The 16,077-nt window shown below is 68.1% G+C and carries 17 protein-coding genes and 2 pseudogenes; 15 read left to right on the plus strand and 4 right to left on the minus strand.

Annotated elements, in window-relative coordinates; genetic code table 11:
* Window positions 1–69: 69 nt before the first annotated feature.
* The 12 genes and pseudogenes from FXN61_RS09875 to FXN61_RS09930 all read left to right on the plus strand — a co-directional run bounded on the left by FXN61_RS09875 (window position 70) and on the right by FXN61_RS09930 (window position 10,175).
* A complete protein-coding gene (locus FXN61_RS09875; protein WP_312877625.1) occupies window positions 70–447 on the plus strand; it encodes an MFS transporter in 378 nt (125 codons plus the stop codon).
* Between the two features lie 64 nt (window positions 448–511).
* Complete coding sequence (locus tag FXN61_RS09880) at window positions 512–760, plus strand: hypothetical protein (protein ID WP_167972466.1); 249 nt, start codon at window positions 512–514, stop codon at window positions 758–760.
* Between the two features lie 66 nt (window positions 761–826).
* Entirely contained in the window at window positions 827–1,042 is a 216-nt protein-coding gene (locus FXN61_RS09885) for a hypothetical protein (protein WP_167972468.1), read from the plus strand.
* A 42-nt stretch (window positions 1,043–1,084) separates the two neighbouring features.
* Window positions 1,085–1,513 carry a hypothetical protein gene (locus tag FXN61_RS09890; protein WP_167972470.1) on the plus strand — a complete coding sequence of 143 codons (429 nt, stop codon included), beginning with the start codon at window positions 1,085–1,087 and terminating at the stop codon, window positions 1,511–1,513.
* 622 nt (window positions 1,514–2,135) lie between these two features.
* A complete protein-coding gene (gene kdpF, locus FXN61_RS09895; RefSeq protein ID WP_167972472.1) occupies window positions 2,136–2,237 on the plus strand; it encodes a K(+)-transporting ATPase subunit F in 102 nt (33 codons plus the stop codon).
* Window positions 2,237–3,859, plus strand: a complete 1,623-nt coding sequence (gene kdpA, locus FXN61_RS09900; protein WP_167972474.1) for a potassium-transporting ATPase subunit KdpA — start codon at window positions 2,237–2,239, stop codon at window positions 3,857–3,859. Before kdpF ends, kdpA begins: the two co-directional genes overlap by 1 nt.
* Window positions 3,856–5,913, plus strand: a complete 2,058-nt coding sequence (gene kdpB / locus FXN61_RS09905; protein WP_167972476.1) for a potassium-transporting ATPase subunit KdpB — start codon at window positions 3,856–3,858, stop codon at window positions 5,911–5,913. The genes kdpA and kdpB overlap by 4 nt, the downstream gene beginning before the upstream one ends.
* A gap of 6 nt (window positions 5,914–5,919) precedes the next feature.
* Complete coding sequence (locus FXN61_RS09910) at window positions 5,920–6,447, plus strand: potassium-transporting ATPase subunit C (RefSeq protein WP_167972478.1); 528 nt, start codon at window positions 5,920–5,922, stop codon at window positions 6,445–6,447.
* Window positions 6,425–8,997 (plus strand): annotated as a pseudogene (locus FXN61_RS09915) (DUF4118 domain-containing protein). The gene FXN61_RS09910 and the pseudogene FXN61_RS09915 overlap by 23 nt, the downstream one beginning before the upstream one ends.
* Window positions 8,994–9,671 (plus strand): response regulator, encoded by a 678-nt coding sequence (locus FXN61_RS09920; RefSeq protein ID WP_167972480.1) that lies wholly within the window; start codon window positions 8,994–8,996, stop codon window positions 9,669–9,671. Before FXN61_RS09915 ends, FXN61_RS09920 begins: the two are co-directional and overlap by 4 nt.
* Window positions 9,672–9,759: 88 nt before the next feature.
* A complete protein-coding gene (locus FXN61_RS09925) occupies window positions 9,760–9,996 on the plus strand; it encodes a hypothetical protein (protein ID WP_167972483.1) in 237 nt (78 codons plus the stop codon).
* Complete coding sequence (locus FXN61_RS09930) at window positions 9,972–10,175, plus strand: hypothetical protein (protein WP_167972485.1); 204 nt, start codon at window positions 9,972–9,974, stop codon at window positions 10,173–10,175. Before FXN61_RS09925 ends, FXN61_RS09930 begins: the two co-directional genes overlap by 25 nt.
* A gap of 27 nt (window positions 10,176–10,202) precedes the next feature.
* On the opposite strand, the gene FXN61_RS54190 is transcribed toward FXN61_RS09930, so the two are convergent.
* Window positions 10,203–10,328, minus strand: a complete 126-nt coding sequence (locus FXN61_RS54190) for a hypothetical protein (RefSeq protein WP_281360395.1) — start codon at window positions 10,326–10,328, stop codon at window positions 10,203–10,205.
* A gap of 16 nt (window positions 10,329–10,344) precedes the next feature.
* Between FXN61_RS54190 and FXN61_RS09935 the strand changes: the two genes are divergently transcribed.
* Both FXN61_RS09935 and FXN61_RS51820 read left to right on the plus strand, forming a co-directional pair.
* A complete protein-coding gene (locus FXN61_RS09935; RefSeq protein WP_167972487.1) occupies window positions 10,345–10,806 on the plus strand; it encodes a CBS domain-containing protein in 462 nt (153 codons plus the stop codon).
* Window positions 10,803–11,471, plus strand: a complete 669-nt coding sequence (locus FXN61_RS51820) for an SLC13 family permease (RefSeq protein ID WP_246291209.1) — start codon at window positions 10,803–10,805, stop codon at window positions 11,469–11,471. The genes FXN61_RS09935 and FXN61_RS51820 overlap by 4 nt, the downstream gene beginning before the upstream one ends.
* On the opposite strand, the pseudogene FXN61_RS51825 reads toward FXN61_RS51820, so the two are convergent.
* The 3 genes and pseudogenes from FXN61_RS51825 to FXN61_RS09950 all read right to left on the minus strand — a co-directional run.
* Window positions 11,438–12,229 (minus strand): annotated as a pseudogene (locus FXN61_RS51825) (TAXI family TRAP transporter solute-binding subunit); the annotation flags it as partial. The gene FXN61_RS51820 and the pseudogene FXN61_RS51825 sit on opposite strands and share 34 nt — an antisense overlap.
* A complete protein-coding gene (locus FXN61_RS09945) occupies window positions 12,219–14,108 on the minus strand; it encodes a TRAP transporter permease (RefSeq protein ID WP_167972563.1) in 1,890 nt (629 codons plus the stop codon). The gene FXN61_RS09945 and the pseudogene FXN61_RS51825, both read right to left, overlap by 11 nt.
* Before the next feature lie 113 nt (window positions 14,109–14,221).
* A complete protein-coding gene (locus tag FXN61_RS09950; protein WP_167972489.1) occupies window positions 14,222–14,482 on the minus strand; it encodes a UBP-type zinc finger domain-containing protein in 261 nt (86 codons plus the stop codon).
* Window positions 14,483–14,511: 29 nt separating this feature from the next.
* Between FXN61_RS09950 and FXN61_RS09955 the strand changes: the two genes are divergently transcribed.
* Complete coding sequence (locus tag FXN61_RS09955; protein ID WP_167972491.1) at window positions 14,512–16,059, plus strand: Na+/H+ antiporter; 1,548 nt, start codon at window positions 14,512–14,514, stop codon at window positions 16,057–16,059.
* The last annotated feature ends 18 nt before the right edge of the window (window positions 16,060–16,077 follow it).

Raw genomic sequence — 16,077 nt, forward strand, 5'->3', positions numbered from 1 at the left:
CCGTCTCGACGCTGGCCGGGCCGGGGTCGGCGTCTGGGGCTGGCGGGGACGATCGGGCTGTTCGCCGCGGTGTCCACCCTCCCGCTCGCCGTCGTCTGTTCCTTCTTGCTGAGCCTCACCGCCGGGTCGCTGGTGACCTCCGGGTTCAACATGGCCTCGACCCTCGCGCCCGCCGAACGACAGGGGGTCGTGTCCAGTCTGGTGATGGTCATGATCGCGATCGGTTCGGTGATCCTGAACTTCGTGGGCGCGGCCGTGCTGAAGTCCACCAGGGTGGACGTCGGCGGCGCGGCGGAGAACTCGGCCACGGGCGTGTTCGGCTACATCGGGATCGGCGCCGGCGCGTTCGTGGCCGCCGGGGTGCTGGCTGTGCTGCTCGTGCGCACACAGCGCCGCGCACCCGTGCCCAGCGCGAAGCGCATCGAGGAAGTCCCTACTCGGTGCTGATGTCGAGCACCGCCGTCGTGCCCTCCACACCGGCCAGCGTGAACACGACGCTCGGCCGCCCGCGGTGCCGATCTTCCCCGTACCGCTCGCGCCGAGCGACATCCGGCTGGACGGGGTGGTGAGCACCAGCCCGCCACCGCGGATCGACACCGCGACCGTCAGGTCGCCCACGGTGATGTCGGCCTTCCCGGTGATCAGCACCTGGCAGGTTCCGGTCTTGCAGGCGGCGAGATCGGTGCCGTTGCGTGCGGTCAGCGGCTGCTTCGGTTTCGCCGCGATGTCGCGCGGGACGCACGACGGCGCGAGGTCGTAGGACGCGGCGAGCGCGGGACCGTGTCCGACGGCGGCGAGCAGCCCTTCGGCCTTCGGCTTGACCGCGATGGCGGCGGCCTTGGCCAGGTTGACGCGGTCCTGCAGGGCGCCGATCGGCCCAGGGGTGCTGAGCGAGTGGTCCTCCGGCAGCTTCCCCGCCTGTTCCCGCAGCGCGGTCAGCAGGGCGTCGCGGAAGGTGTCCGCCTCCTTGACACCCGTCGCCGCCAGCTCGGCGATCTGCGCGGCACCACCGCCGATCGCCGACCTCGTGGTGCTGAGGTAGCTCTCCAGTTCGAACGAGACGAACCGGGGATCGTCGCCCGCGATGTCGGCGGTCTCGGTGCTCAGTCCGGTGATGGAGGTGACGGTGGCGCACATCTTGTCCGCCCACGTCACGAGTTCCCGCGTCGGCGCGGGGTCCGGCAGCGTCACGGCACGCGCGGGCTCGCAGGCGGGCGTCAGGTTGTACGAGGTGAGCAGCTCGGGCGCGTTCTCGACGACACCGGTGAGCTGCTGCCGCATCGGCCCGAGGCCGGAGATCAGCTCCGCGACCTGCTTCTTCTTCGCCTGCGCGTCGGCCTCCGGCGCGGTCATCAGCGAGTTGTCAGCGGCGGACGGCAGCTGTGGCCGGACCCCTTCGAGCGCCTTGACGAGTCCGGCGATGTGCCCGTCCACCGCGGCCACCTCCGACGGCTTCAACTTCTTCAGCGCCTTCGTCGCGTTGTCGACGCCGTCGACCACCGACCGCACGTAGAAGAAGGGGCTGGAGTCCGACGATTTCACGGCATCCTCGAGCGCCTTCACGTGCGAGCACACTGCGGTCGACCACTCGACCAGCTGCCGGGTGGGCTGAGGCGGCGGTGGCGGGGTCGCGGCCGGTTCGGCCGCCGAACACCCGGTGACCACGAGACCGATGGCTACCGCCGAGATGAGCTCACGCATGGGGGCCAGTCTTGGCGCTGGCCGCCAGGATCGGTCCCCGCTGGCAGCTTCCTGCCTCCGCCCGCACCGCGTAGAACGGCAGCCGCGGTGCTCTTTCCCTTCGCGCACCAGCACACTCGGGCTTCCACAGATCGCGCGGGCGTCGGTCAGTCGAGTCACACCGAGTGACCCCGGTGACCCGGTGGGATGAGACCTGGGTCTCCCCGGCATCAAGATTGCGTAAGGGACGTGGCAGCGGGTGTCAAGGAGTCGTCAGACGGCTCAGAACGTCCCCATTTTCTGATGCACCCTTTCCGGCGTCAGGGGTTGTCGACAGTGCCAGCCCTGGTTCGAGGTCGTTGAAGGGAGCGCGCCATGGCCGACTTGGCCTACGCGTTGCTGCTGATCGGGAGTTTCGCCGTGCTGTGTCTGACGGTGCGTGGACTGGAGAAGTTGTGAGTGGCACGGGTCTGCTCGCGAACGTCGTGGGTGGCGTCCTCGCGTTGCTGCTGATCATCTACTTGTTCATCGCTCTCATCAGGCCGGAGAAGTTCTGATGTCACCCCTTGTGGCCGGCCTGCTGCAGGTCGGCATCCTGATCACGGCCCTGGCGGTCGTCTACCGGCCGTTCGGCGACTACATGGCGCGGGTTTTCCGCAGCGAGAAGCACTCCAAGCTGGAGCTGGCGATCTATCGCTTCGGGCGGATCGATCCGAACTCCGAGCAGAAGTGGAGCACCTACGCCTACGGCGTGCTCGGCTTCTCGTTCGTCGGGATCGTGCTTCTCTATGTGCTGCAACGGATCCAGTCGGTGCTGCCGTTCAACTTCGAGCGCGGCAACGTCCCGGAGGGCATGGCGTTCAACACGGCCATCAGTTTCGTGACGAACACGAACTGGCAGTCGTACGTGCCTGAGGCCGTCATGGGTCACACGGTCCAGATGGTCGGGCTGACCGTGCAGAACTTCGTGTCCGCAGCGGTCGGCCTCGCGGTCGCCGTCGCGTTGATCCGCGGGTTCGTGCGGCATCAGACCGACCGGCTCGGCAACTTCTGGGTCGACCTGGTCCGGGGCACGATCCGGATTTTGCTGCCGATCGCGTTCGTCGCGGCGATCGTGCTGATCGCGCTCGGCGTCACGATGAGCATCAAGTCCGGTGTGGACGTTGACGGGCAGGCGATCGCCAACGCGCCGGTTGCCTCTCAGGAAGCCATCAAGGAGCTCGGCACCAACGGTGGCGGTGTGCTGAACGCGAACTCGGCGCACCCGTTCGAGAACCCCAACGAGTGGTCGAACCTGTTCGAGATCTTCCTGCTGCTGGCGATCCCGGTGGCGCTGACCCGTACGTTCGGTCAGCTCGTCGGCGAGAAGAAGCAGGGTTACGTGCTGCTGAGCGTCATGGGCGGTCTCTGGGCCGCGATGCTCGCGGTCATCTGGGGTGCGGAGGCCAGCGGCCTGCGTCCCTTGGAGGGTAAGGAACTGCGGTTCGACGTCGCGGGCAGCGCGATCTTCGCGAACTCCACGACCGGTACGTCGACCGGGGCGGTCAACTCGCTGCACGACAGCTACACCGGGCTCGGTGGCGGCGGAGCGTTGCTGAACATGTTGTTCGGCGAGATGACGCCGGGTGGTGTCGGCACCGGCATTTACAGCATCCTCGTGATGGCGATCATCGCGATGTTCCTCGCGGGGCTGATGGTCGGCCGCACGCCGGAATACCTCGGCAAGAAGCTGGGGCGCAAGGAGGTCACGGCCGCGGCGGTGTCGATTCTGGCGATGCCGACCGTGCTGCTCATCGGCGCTGGGATCGCCGCGATCCTGCCGAGCACGCAGGGTGCGTTGAACAACTCCGGTTCGCACGGACTGTCGGAGATTCTCTACGCCTACGCGTCCGCCTCGAACAACAACGGCTCCGCGTTCGCCGGCATCACGGTGACCAACGACTGGTTCCAGTCGTCGCTGGGGCTGTGCATGCTGTTCGGCCGGTTCCTGCCGATCATCGCGGTGCTCGCGCTCGCCGGATCCCTTGCGGCGCAGAAGAAGGTGCCGGTCACGGCGGGCACGCTGCCCACCACCGGGCCGCTGTTCGCCTCGCTGCTGACCGGCGCGATCGTGCTGGTCGCCGCGCTGACGTTCGTTCCCGCTCTTGCTCTCGGTCCCATCGCGGAGGCCTTGCTGTGACCTCGACACTTCAGCGGACTCCTGAGGAGATCCGCGACCGCCACGCCGAGAACCTCGGCCACAAGGTCGGCAGCGGCGTCTTCAACCCGCGCCAGCTCCTGACGTCGTTCCCGGACGCGTTGCGCAAGTTCGACCCGCGCCACCAGCTGCGCAACCCGGTCATGGTCGTGGTCTGGGTCGGCTCGTTGCTCGTCACGGTCTTCGCGGTCACCGACCCGAGCGTGTTCACGATCGCGGTGACGCTGTGGCTGTGGGGCACCGTGTTGTTCGCGAACCTCGCCGAAGCCGTCGCCGAAGGACGTGGCAAGGCGCAGGCCGACTCGCTGCGCAAGACCAAGAAGGACGCGGTCGCCCGCCGCCTCACCGAGGACGGCAGCGAGGAACGGGTCCCCGGCACGGATCTGCGGATCGGTGACCTGGTCGTCGTCGAGGCGGGCGAGGTCATCCCGGGTGACGGTGACGTCGTCGAGGGCATCGCCACGGTCGACGAGTCGGCGATCACGGGTGAGTCCGCGCCGGTGATCCGCGAGTCCGGCGGTGACCGTTGCGCCGTCACGGGTGGCACGACGGTGCTGTCCGACCGGGTCGTCGTGAAGATCACGACCAAACCTGGCGAGTCCTTTGTGGACCGGATGATCGCGTTGGTCGAGGGTGCGGAACGGCAGAAGACGCCGAACGAGATCGCGCTGACGATCCTGCTGTCCACGCTGACGATCATCTTCATGCTCGCGGTCGTGGCGCTGCAGCCGTTCGCGATCTTCTCCGGCGGTGAGCAGTCGGTGATCGTGCTGACCGCGTTGCTGGTGTGCCTGATTCCGACGACGATCGGGGCGCTGCTGTCCGCGATCGGCATCGCGGGCATGGACCGGCTGGTGCAGCGCAACGTGCTCGCCACGTCCGGCAAGGCCGTCGAGGCGGCCGGGGACATCGACACGTTGCTGCTGGACAAGACCGGCACCATCACGTGGGGCAACCGCCGTGCCACGGAGTTCATCGCGGCCAACGGCACCGACGAACGGCGGCTCGCCGAGGCCGTCCGGCTCTCGAGCCTGGCGGACGGCACACCTGAGGGCCGCAGCATCATCGAACTCTGCGTCGAGAAGTACGGCCTGTCCGCCGAGCCGGCTGACGCTGAGAAGGCGGGCGAGTTCGTGCCGTTCACCGCACAGACGCGGATGAGCGGCATCGACCTGAACGGTCGCAGCATCCGCAAGGGCGCCGCGAGCGGGTTCACCACCTCCGACGAGGTGCGGGGCATCGTCGACAGGATCAGCGAGGACGGCGGCACGCCGCTCGTCGTCGCCGAGAACGACGAGGTCCTGGGCGTCATCCGGCTGAGCGATGTCGTGAAGCCCGGCATGAAGAAGCGTTTCGCCGAGCTGCGGGCGATGGGCATCCGCACGGTCATGGTGACCGGCGACAACCCGTTGACCGCCAAGGCGATCGCGGCCGAGGCGGGCGTGGACGACTTCCTCGCCGAGGCCAAGCCCGAGGACAAGATGGCCCTGATCCGCAAGGAGCAGGAGGGCGGCCGCCTGGTCGCGATGACCGGTGACGGCACCAACGACGCGCCCGCGCTCGCGCAGTCCGACGTCGGCGTCGCCATGAACACCGGCACTTCCGCGGCGAAGGAAGCCGGGAACATGGTGGATCTGGACTCGGATCCCACCAAGCTCATCGAGATCGTGGAGATCGGCAAGCAGCTGCTGATCACCCGCGGTGCGCTGACGACGTTCTCGGTGGCGAACGACCTCGCGAAGTACTTCGCGATCCTGCCTGCGATGTTCGCGGCGATCTACCCGGCGCTGGACAAGCTCAACATCATGCACCTGGCCACGCCGCAGTCCGCGATCCTGTCGGCGGTGATCTTCAACGCGCTGATCATCGTGGCGCTGATCCCGTTGGCGCTCAAGGGCGTGCGCTACCGGCCGTCCAGTGCCTCCGCGCTGCTGCGGCGCAACCTGCTGATCTACGGCCTGGGCGGCATCGTGACGCCGTTCGCCGGGATCTGGCTGATCGACCTGCTTGTCCGTTTGATTCCTGGAATCGGGTGACCTGGCGTGGAGAACTTCTTCAAGCAGGCGTGGGCGGGTCTGCGGATCCTGCTCGTGCTCACGGTGGTGTGCGGGGTGCTGTACCCGATGGCGGTGTGGGGCGTCTCCCGCATCCCCGGTCTGCACGGCAACGCCGAGGCCACGGACACCACGCTGGTCGCGGTCGTCCGCGAGGGCGACCAGTACTTCGTTCCGCGCCCGTCCGCCGCGACGCTGCCCGCCTCGGGTGGCTCGAACAAGGGCGAGCTCAACGAGGACTACACCAAGGTGATCGCCGAGCGGCGTACGGAGATCGCGCAGCGGGAAGGCGTTGCCGAGGACCAGGTGCCGCAGGACGCCGTCACCGCGTCCGCGTCCGGCCTCGACCCGGACATCAGCCAGGAGTACGCCGAGCTGCAGGTGCCACGGGTGGCGCGGGCCAGCGGCCTGTCCGTCGAGAAGGTGCGCGAACTGGTGTCGGCCGGCACCGGCGGCACCTTCACCACCACGGTCAACGTGACGGCGCTCAACCGTGCCATCGACGCAGCACGCTGAGAAGCGCCGCGGCGAGCTGCGCATCTACCTCGGCGCCGCTCCCGGTGTCGGAAAGACCTTCGCCATGCTCGGCGAGGCTCACCGGCGCCGGGAGCGCGGCACCGACGTGGTCGTCGGACTCGTCGAGACGCACGGGCGGCAGAAGACCCAGAGCCTGCTCGACGGCCTGGAGATCCTGTCCCGCAAGGAGATCCACCACCGCGGCGTCGACTTCACCGAGATGGACGTCGATGCTCTGCTGGCCCGCGCGCCCGAGGTCGCGATCGTCGACGAGCTCGCGCACACCAACGTGCCCGGCTCGCGCAACGAGAAGCGCTGGCAGGACGTCGAGGAACTGCTCGACGCCGGCATCGACGTGCTGTCCACCGTCAACGTCCAGCACCTGGAGTCGCTCAACGACGTGGTCGAGCGGATCACCGGTGTCCAGCAACGGGAAACCGTGCCGGACGAGGTGGTCCGCCGTGCCGAACAGGTAGAGCTCGTCGACATCACGCCGGAGGCGCTCAGAAGGCGTCTGGCACACGGCAACGTGTACGCGGCTCACAAGATCGATGCGGCGCTGGGCAACTACTTCCGCGTCGGCAACCTGACAGCGTTGCGGGAACTGGCACTGCTGTGGGTGGCCGATCAGGTGGACGTGGCGCTGCAGCGCTACCGGCACGAGCGGCAGATCACCGACACGTGGGAAACCCGCGAACGCGTGTCGCCGCGATCACCGGCGGCCCGGAGAGTGAAACGTTGATCCGCCGCGCTCGCCGGATCGCTCTGCGTGCCGGCGCGGAACTTCTCGTGGTGCACGTGATGCGCGGTGACGGGCTGACAGGAGCTTCGCCCGACGTGGTCGCCAAGTGCCGCAAGATCGCCGAAGACCTGAACGCGACGTTCCACACGGTCGTCGGCGACGACGTGCCGACCGCGTTGCTGGAGTTCGCCCGCGGCGTCAACGCCACCCAGCTCGTGCTGGGCACCTCACGGCGATCTCGGCTCACGCGAGCGCTCGACGAGGGCATCGGCGCGGCCGTGATTCACGACTCGGGCCCGATCGACGTGCACATGGTCACGCACGACGAGGCACGCCGCGGGCTGCGCTGGAAGATCGGCCGCAATGCGCTCAGTCGCGAACGGCAGCTCGCGGGCTGGCTGGCGTCCGTCATGCTGCCGGGTCTGACCGCTGTGCTGGGCTTGTTCTGGCGCGACGACATCGACTACTCCACGGACCTGGTCGGGTTCCTGCTCGCCACCTGTGTGGTGGCGCTGCTCGGTGGGCTCGGGCCGGCGTTGGTCAGCGCTTTCCTGGGCGCCGGGCTGCTGAACTTCTTCTTCACTCCGCCCTACTACAGCCTGTCCGTCGCCAGCCCGGAGAACGTGATCACGTTGATCGCCATGGTCATCGTGGCGACGATCGTCGCGTTGGTGGTGGACCGGGCAGCCAGGCTGGGAGAGCAGGGCGCTCGGGCTCGGACGGAGGCCGCGTTGCTCGCGTCCTATGCCCGCACGGTGCTCACGAGCCCGTACCCGTTGGCACGGTTGCTGGAGAAGATCCGTGAGAACTTCGGCCTCGAGTCGGTCGCGTTGCTCGAACGCCGCAATGGCGGCTGGGAGCGGGTCGCGTGCGTGGGCCCGAAGCCGTGCGACGACCCCGACTCCGCCGATGCCGACGTCGCCGTCACCACCGACATCCACCTGGCGTTGCGGGGGAGGACGTTGCCCGCGAGCGACCAACGGGTCCTGGAAGCCGCTGCCGGGCAGGCGTTGATGGCGTTGCGGCAACAACGCATGGCCGACGAGACGCGGGACGCCCAACGGAAGGTCGAGACGACCGAGCTTCGCACCGCGCTGCTTTCCGCCGTCGGGCACGACCTGCGCACCCCGTTGACGTCCATCAAGGCCGCGATCGGCAGCCTGCGCGACCGTGAGCTCGAACTGTCCGAAGAGGACACGGACGAACTCATGGCCACCGTGGAGGAATCTGCCGACCGGCTCAACGGCTTGGTGGACAACCTGCTCGACTCGTCCCGTCTCGCCACGGGATCCGTGGCTCCACTGCTGCGCCCGGTCGGCTACTACGAGGTGGTCGCCAGGGCGTTGTCCGGCATCGACGAACGCAACACGATCTCGGTGAGCGTCGACGAACAGCTGCCGCCGGTGCGAGCGGACCTCGGGCTGCTGGAGCGGGTGGTGGCCAACGTCATCGACAACGCCCTGCGGCACGGCCGGATGCACCCGCGCCGGCAGATCGACGTGAACGGCGACGGCCGGGTCGCGAGCGACGAGCCCGAGATCGCGGTGCGGGCGAGCACCCACGGCGACGACGTCGAGCTGCGGGTCGTGGACCACGGGCCCGGCCTGCACAAGAAGGTCGTGGACCGGATCTTCACGCCGTTCCAGCGGCTCGGCGATCGCGACTCGACACCCGGCGTCGGACTGGGCCTCAGCGTGGCCAAGGGATTCACCGAGGCCATGGGCGGTCAGATCAGTGCGGAGGACACACCGGGCGGCGGACTGACGATCGTGATCTCGCTCCCTGTGCACAAGGAGATGTCGGAATGACGTCAGTGCTTGTCGTCGATGACGAGCCGCAGATCGTGAAGGCACTGCGGATCAACCTCAGCGCTCGCGGCTATCACGTCCTGACGGCGTATGACGGGAAGACCGCGCTCAGCGTTGCGGTGGAAGGCAAACCCGATGTCGTCGTGCTGGACCTCGGGTTGCCGGACATCGACGGCGTGGAGGTCATCGCCGGACTGCGCGGCTGGTCGACGGTGCCGATCATCGTGCTGTCCGCGCGCACGGACTCGGCGACGAAGGTCGAGGCGCTGGACGCGGGAGCGGACGACTACGTCACCAAACCGTTCGGAATGGACGAACTGCTCGCCAGGCTGCGGGCCGCGGTGCGCAGGAAGACCAAGCAGGAGGTGGACGAGCCGATCGTGCGGACGTCGACCTTCACCGTCGACCTCACGGTCAAGAAGGTGCACCGCGACGACCGCGAAGTGCACCTGACGCCGACCGAGTGGGGACTGCTGGAGATCCTCGCCCGCAACCCCGACCGTCTGGTGTCGCAGAAGCAGTTGCTGTCCGAGGTGTGGGGACCGACGTCGGTCGGCGAATCGCAGTACCTGCGGGTGTACATGGCGCAGCTGCGGCGCAAGCTGGAGCGCGATCCCGCGCACCCCAAGCACCTGATCACCGAGCCCGGCATGGGATACCGGTTCCAGCTTTGAGCCGCCCGCCGACAAGGTTGCGCAAGGAGGCGTTCTGATCTCATAAGGAGCACTCCCGCGGCCGTGTTTGCGCAGGTGGAATGGAGGTATGCGCACACAGGCACCCGGAGGCATCGGGTTCTTCCTCGGCTTCGTTCTCGCTGCTGCCACGACCTTCTTCGTCATCGCGGCAGGCGCCGCGAGCCAGCCGGTGCTGTCCGTCGTCGCGCTCGTCGCCGTGGTCGACCTCATCGCTCTGATCAGCACGGCGGGCGCGCGCTGGCCACCGCGGTCGTCGGGTGGTGCCTGCACTCGGGATTCGTGCTCGGCAAGCTCGGCGAGCTGACGTTCACCGGTCAGTCCGCGCATGACGCACTGGTCCTCGGCGGGTGCGCGCTCGGCGGCATTCTGCTCGCGTCGACGCTGCGTGCCGCCTCGGCGCCGCTGCACGAACGCGAGTACGACACCAACGTGCCTACGGTTCCGGCGCAACGGGTCCCGCGCGCACTCATACCCGCGAGGTGATTTCGCACAGGCTCGGGTCTACGCGGCCTAGCGCCGTCCGAGCAGCCGCACCACGATCGCGGCCACCAGGAAACCCGCGATGAGCAGCAGTGTCACCGTCAGCCCTGACACGGGTCGATGGTAGCGCCACGAGTTGCGGCGGCCACCTCGCAAGCCGCAAGGTATCGCCGTGCGCGCACGCGATCTCGCTGAGGACTACCCACTGGTGCAGCTGACCGACGACGCGTTGACGGCTGCGCGGCTGATCGCCGAGCAGCGGCGGCCGGGCGTGGTGGTCGTGGACTCCGACGGCAGGCCGGTGACGGTGCTGCCGGGGTCGCAGGTGCTGCGGTTCATCATCCCCGGCTACGTGCAGGAGGACCCGTCGCTGGCCCGCGTCTACGACGAACGCGGCGGCGCCGAGGCCTGCGTCGGCAAGCTCGCCGGCCGCACGGTCAAGGAACTGCTTCCCGTCAAGGACAAGCGCTACGAGCTGCCCAGGGTGTCCGGCGACGCGACGGTGATGGAGTGCGCCGCCACGATGGCCCGGTTGCACTCGCCGTTGCTGCTGGTCAGTGACGGCGACGAGATACACGGGGTGGTGACCACCTCGCACCTGCTCGAGGTGCTCCTGGCAGGTCCGGCGACATGAGCTGGACCGCGCTCCTGTCGGTCGCGGTGTTCGTCGGTGCGTACATCCTCATCGCGACCGAACGCGTCCATCGGGTGGCCGCCGCGCTGGGTGGTGCCGCGCTGATGCTGGCGTTGCGGCTCACCGACGGCGAGACGGCGTTCCACTCGCTCGACGCCGGTGTCGACTGGAACGTGGTGTTCCTGCTGCTCGGCATGATGATCATCGTCGGGGTGATCAAGCAGACCGGTCTGTTCGAGTTCCTCGCGATCGCCGCGGCCAAGCGCGCCAAGGGACGACCGTTCGCGGTGCTGGCGATGTTCGTCGTGATCACCGGGGTGGCGTCGGCGGCACTGGACAACGTCACCACGGTGCTGCTGATCGCGCCCGTGACGTTCCTGGTGTGCGATCGGCTGGCGCTCAACCCGATCCCGTTCCTGATCGCCGAAGTGATGGCGTCGAACATCGGCGGCACGGCGACGTTGATCGGTGACCCGCCGAACATCATCATCGCGAGCCGGTCCGGTCTGTCGTTCAACGACTTCCTGATCCACCTGGCGCCGTTCATCGTCGTGCTGATGATCGTGTTCGTGGTCGTGTGCCGGTACGCGTTGTTGGCCGCGAAGTCCTCGCGCACGAGCAGCAGGTTCGGCACGACGATCGTGGGAACGTCCGAGGTCCCGTAGGTCGCGGCGGGGATGGTCGCCGTGTCGTAGACCGGGCTGACCTTCTTCATCTCCGGCAGCAACGGGGTGATGTCGATGAACTTCACCCTGTCCTTGAGCGACGTCGTGATGTCGGTGATCTGCGGCGTCGGCAGCCCGCCGGACCAGATCAGGCCGTCGATGCTGCCGTCCTTCATCCCGTCCGCGGTCTTGGTCAGGTCCAGGCGCTGAGCGGCGACGTCGGAATCGATGTTGAGGCCCGCCGACTTCAGCAACCGGCCCGCGATCACCTCGGTGCCGGACTTCGGCGACCCGGTGGAGATCCGCTTGCCCTTCATGTCGGCCACCGAGTTGATCCCGGCGTCCGCACGGACGAGCACCTGCGTGTAGTTCGGGTAGATCCGCGTCAGCGCCGCGATCTTCTCCTTCTTGCCGTTGAACGCGCCGGTGCCGTTCACCGCGTCCGCGGCGGTGTCCGCCAGCGAGAACGCGATGTCGTACGTGCCGCCGACGAGCTGCTGGATGTTCTGCACGGACGCGCCCGTCTCGGCGGAGGACGCCTTCAGCTTCGAGTTGTCGCTGATCAGCTTCGCCAGCCCGCCACCGACCACGAAGTACACGCCACCGGAGTTGCCGGTCGCGATCGTGATCCGGCCGTCGGACGCCTCGCACGACGCGCCGCCACCGGACGCGTCAGGAGTTGTGGGTGTGCGCTTGCCGCCACACCCGGAAACCACGAGCGCCAAAGCGATCGCACCGATCGCATACTTACGTAGCATCACGAACCCTCCCACGGGTGACCAGGTGTACCGCCACGGCCACCACGAGGAATCCGGCCCCGATGGCGATCGTCAACGGCTGCAGGTAGAGCAGGAACAACGCGGCCGGCACGCACAGAACACGTTCCGGCCAACGCGCAGGACCGAACAACCAACCGCCCGTGAGAACTGCCAGGGCGGCGACCCCCAGTGCGGACGCGCCGAACGTCCACACCGACTCCAGCAACGACCCCCGCAACAGCAGCGCGGCGCCGGAGTCGGTCAGCACGAAGGCCAGCGGCACCAGGAACGCCGGCAGCGTGTACTTCCACGTCTGCCACATCGTCTTCATGACATCGCCGCCGGTCAGCGCGGCAGCGGCCACCGCGGCGAGCGCCGTCGGCGGCGTCACCTCGGAGAGCACCGCGTAGTAGAAGATGAACATCGCGGTCTCGGCGGGCTCGACGCCCAGAGTGATCAACGCCGGACCGATCACGACCCACGAGATGATGAACGACGCCGTCACCGGCACCGCAAGACCGAGCACCGACACCGCGACGGCCGAGAACACCGCCGTCAGCATCAGGACCACGACCTCGGACGACGCCAGCGCGGAAGCCAGGTCCACCAGGGACCCCGCAAGCGCTTGCCCCAGCCCGGTCTTGGTGATCGTCGACGTGACCACACCGGCCGCCGCGCACACCGCGATCACCGGGAACGCCGAGCGCACGCCGATCGACAGCGCGTCGGCCACCAGCCGGAACCAGTCGCGCCGGTGGTTGATCAACGCGAACAGCGCGGCGACGCCGGTCGCGTACACCACGGCCTTGTAGACCGGGATGTCGAGCGCCAGGAAGACGATGATGATCCCGAGCGACAGGAAGTGGTACCAGCCGAGCTTCAGCACGTCCCAGAACCGCGGCGCGTCCACGTCGACCGGCTTGGCACCGAACCGCCGCGCGTCGGCCTCGACCGCCAGCGCGATGCCCAGGTAGTAGAGCAACGTCGGAATGACCGCCCAGATCAGCACCGACAGGTACGAGACCTGCAGGTACTCGGCGATGATGAACGCCGCCGCGCCCAGTGTCGGCGGCGACAGGATCGCCCCGATGCCGGACGCCGCGAGCAGCCCGCCCGCGTTCTCCTTCGGATAACCGGCCTTCTGCAGCATCGGCCACGTCACGGCTCCCAACGACACCGTCGTCGCGGTACCGGATCCCGACACCGTCCCGAGCAGGAAGCCCGCGGTCGCGGCGGTACGGCCGGGCGCGGTCCGCGACTTCCTGAACGCGGCGAAGCTGATGTCGACGAAGAACGTCCCGGCACCGGAAGCGTTCAGCACCGCGCCGTAGATCGTGAACAGCACGATGTAGGTCGCCGCGACGTCCAGCGGCGTCCCGTAGAACCCGCTGGCGTCGTTGAAGAACCCGTTGATGATCTGCGCGAAGTCGACGCCGGAGTGCGCGATCGACCACGACGGCGGCAGGAACCCGCCGTAGTAGGCGTAAGCGATGAACGCCAGGCACACCACTGGAAGTACCCAGCCCGTCGTGCGCCGGCACGCCTCCAGGATCAGGACGAGCAGCACCGCGCCCGCGGCCACGTCCAAAGAGGTCAGCTGCCCCTGCCGGTTGAGGAACTCGTCAAAGCCCCCGAACAGCGGATACGCTCCGACGACGAACGCAGCCGCTGCCAGCACCCAGTCCCACCAGGGCGGCGCGTGCCCGCGACCGTAGGACAGGAACACCAGCGGCAGCGTGACCGCCAGGAAGATGATCAGGTAGTACTGGCTTCCCTTGGCGAACGGGAAGAAGACCTGCTTGAGCACCAGAAGGGCGATCAGCAGGCCGGCGATCCACAGCGCCCGCTCCCACCTGGGTGAGAGCGAACGCGACGGCATCTCCTCGTCGTGCTCCGCCACGATGCGGGCGAGGTCCGGGTTGGCCACGATCGCACCGTACTGTGGGGCCGATCACAGCGTTAGACGATCAATCCAAAGGGATTGCAAAGACTTCAGACGACGGCACTGTCCACATAGCACCAGCGCCAGTCCTCGCCAGGCTCGAACGAGCGCATGACCGGATGCCGGGACGAGGTGTAGTGCTTGGTCGCGTGCTTGCCAGGACTCGAGTCGCAGCACGCCACGTGCCCGCAGGAAAGGCACATCCGCAGGTGAGCCCAGTTGCGCTCACCCTCAGCAAGGCAGTCGACACAGCCATCGGCCGACTCCGGCGCCACCGACGGGGGCAGCGCTCCCACGTGCGAACAGGTCATGCCGTCCATCTTTACGCAGAATGAGCGGCATGCACGGGCCTGAACTTCTTCTGCTGCTGCTCGGGGCGCTGGTCGTCACGTCCATCGCCCGCCGGCTGAACTGGTCGGCACCACTGGTGCTGGTCGCGGTCGGGCTCGTGGTCTCGTTCATACCGGGGGTGCCGGAGTTCGGGATCGATCCCCATCTGATCCTGGTCCTGGTGCTGCCGCCGCTGCTCTACAGCGCCGCGCTGGACAGCTCGTACCTCAACATCCGCGCGAACCTGCGGCCGATCGGACTGCTGGCGGTCGGGTTGGTGCTGTTCACGACGTTCGTGGTGGGCGTGACGGCGACGTTCGTCTTCCCGGACCTGCCGTTCGCCGCCGCGCTGGTCCTCGGCGCGGTGGTGGCCCCGCCGGACGCCGTCGCGGCCGTCGCGATCGGGCGCAAGCTCGGCCTGCAACGCCGTGCGATGACGCTGCTGGTCGGCGAGAGCCTGATCAACGACGCCACGGCGCTGACCGCGTTCAAGGTCGCGGTGGCGGCCGCGGCAGGCGCTGCCATGCACCCTGCCCAGGGCGTCGGGTTGTTCCTGCTGGTCACGGCGGGTGGTATCGCCATCGGCCTGGTCGTGGGCGTGGTGGTCAGGTTCCTGCGCAAGCGGCTCTGCGAGGGTGTGCTGGAAAGCGCTCTGGGCCTGCTGGTGCCGTTCGGCGCCTACCTGCTCGCCGAAGAGGCCGCGCACGTGTCCGGTGTGCTCGCGGTCGTCGTCGCGGGCCTCTACATCGGCCACCACTCGCCGCGCGGCACCTACGCGACCCGGCTGCAGGACGCGGCGGTGTGGCGGTCGGTGGACGTGCTGCTGGAGTCGTTCGTCTTCGCGCTGATCGGGCTGCAGCTGTCGGCGATCATCAGCGCCGTCGACCTGAACGCCGGTCTGTTGCTGGGCGCTGGGGCCGTGCTGCTGGCCACGATCCTGGCCAGGTTCGTGTGGATGTACCCGGCCTCGTACGTCCCGATGTACCTGTCCAAGCGCCTGCGGGAGCGCGAACGCTGGCCGCACCTCGGCCAGGTCACGGTGATCTCGTGGGCGGGCATGCGCGGTGTCGTGACGCTCGCCGCGGCGGCCGCGATACCGGAGGACGTTCCGGGACGGGACATCATCCTGTTCTGCGCCTTCGTGGTGACGGTCGCCACGCTGCTGCTGCAGGGCACGACGTTGCCGTGGCTGATCAACAAGATCGGGTTCGAGGGCGACGACGTCCGCAAGGACGCGCTCGCGGAAGCCCAGATCCAGCACCGGGCGGCGCAGGCGGCGGTGGACCGGCTGGACCAGGAGATCGCCGACGTGCCCGAGCACGTCGCCGACCAGCTGCGATCCCTCGCCGAGCACAGGGGCAACGCCGCGTGGGAACGGCTCGGGCGTCAGGAGGAGGAGAGCCCAGCTGCCGCGTACCGGCGACTGCGCAGGATGATGCTGAGCGCCGAACGTGACGAGTTCATCAAGGCCAGGGACTCCGGCGAGATCGACGACGAGGTGCTCTTCCGGGTGCTGCGGGAGCTGGACTTGGAGGAAGCCGCACTTTCCCGTGAGTAACCGTTCACCTGCATTTCG

It is taken from the genome of Lentzea indica, assembly GCF_012184385.1.
Lineage (GTDB): Bacteria > Actinomycetota > Actinomycetes > Mycobacteriales > Pseudonocardiaceae > Lentzea > Lentzea indica.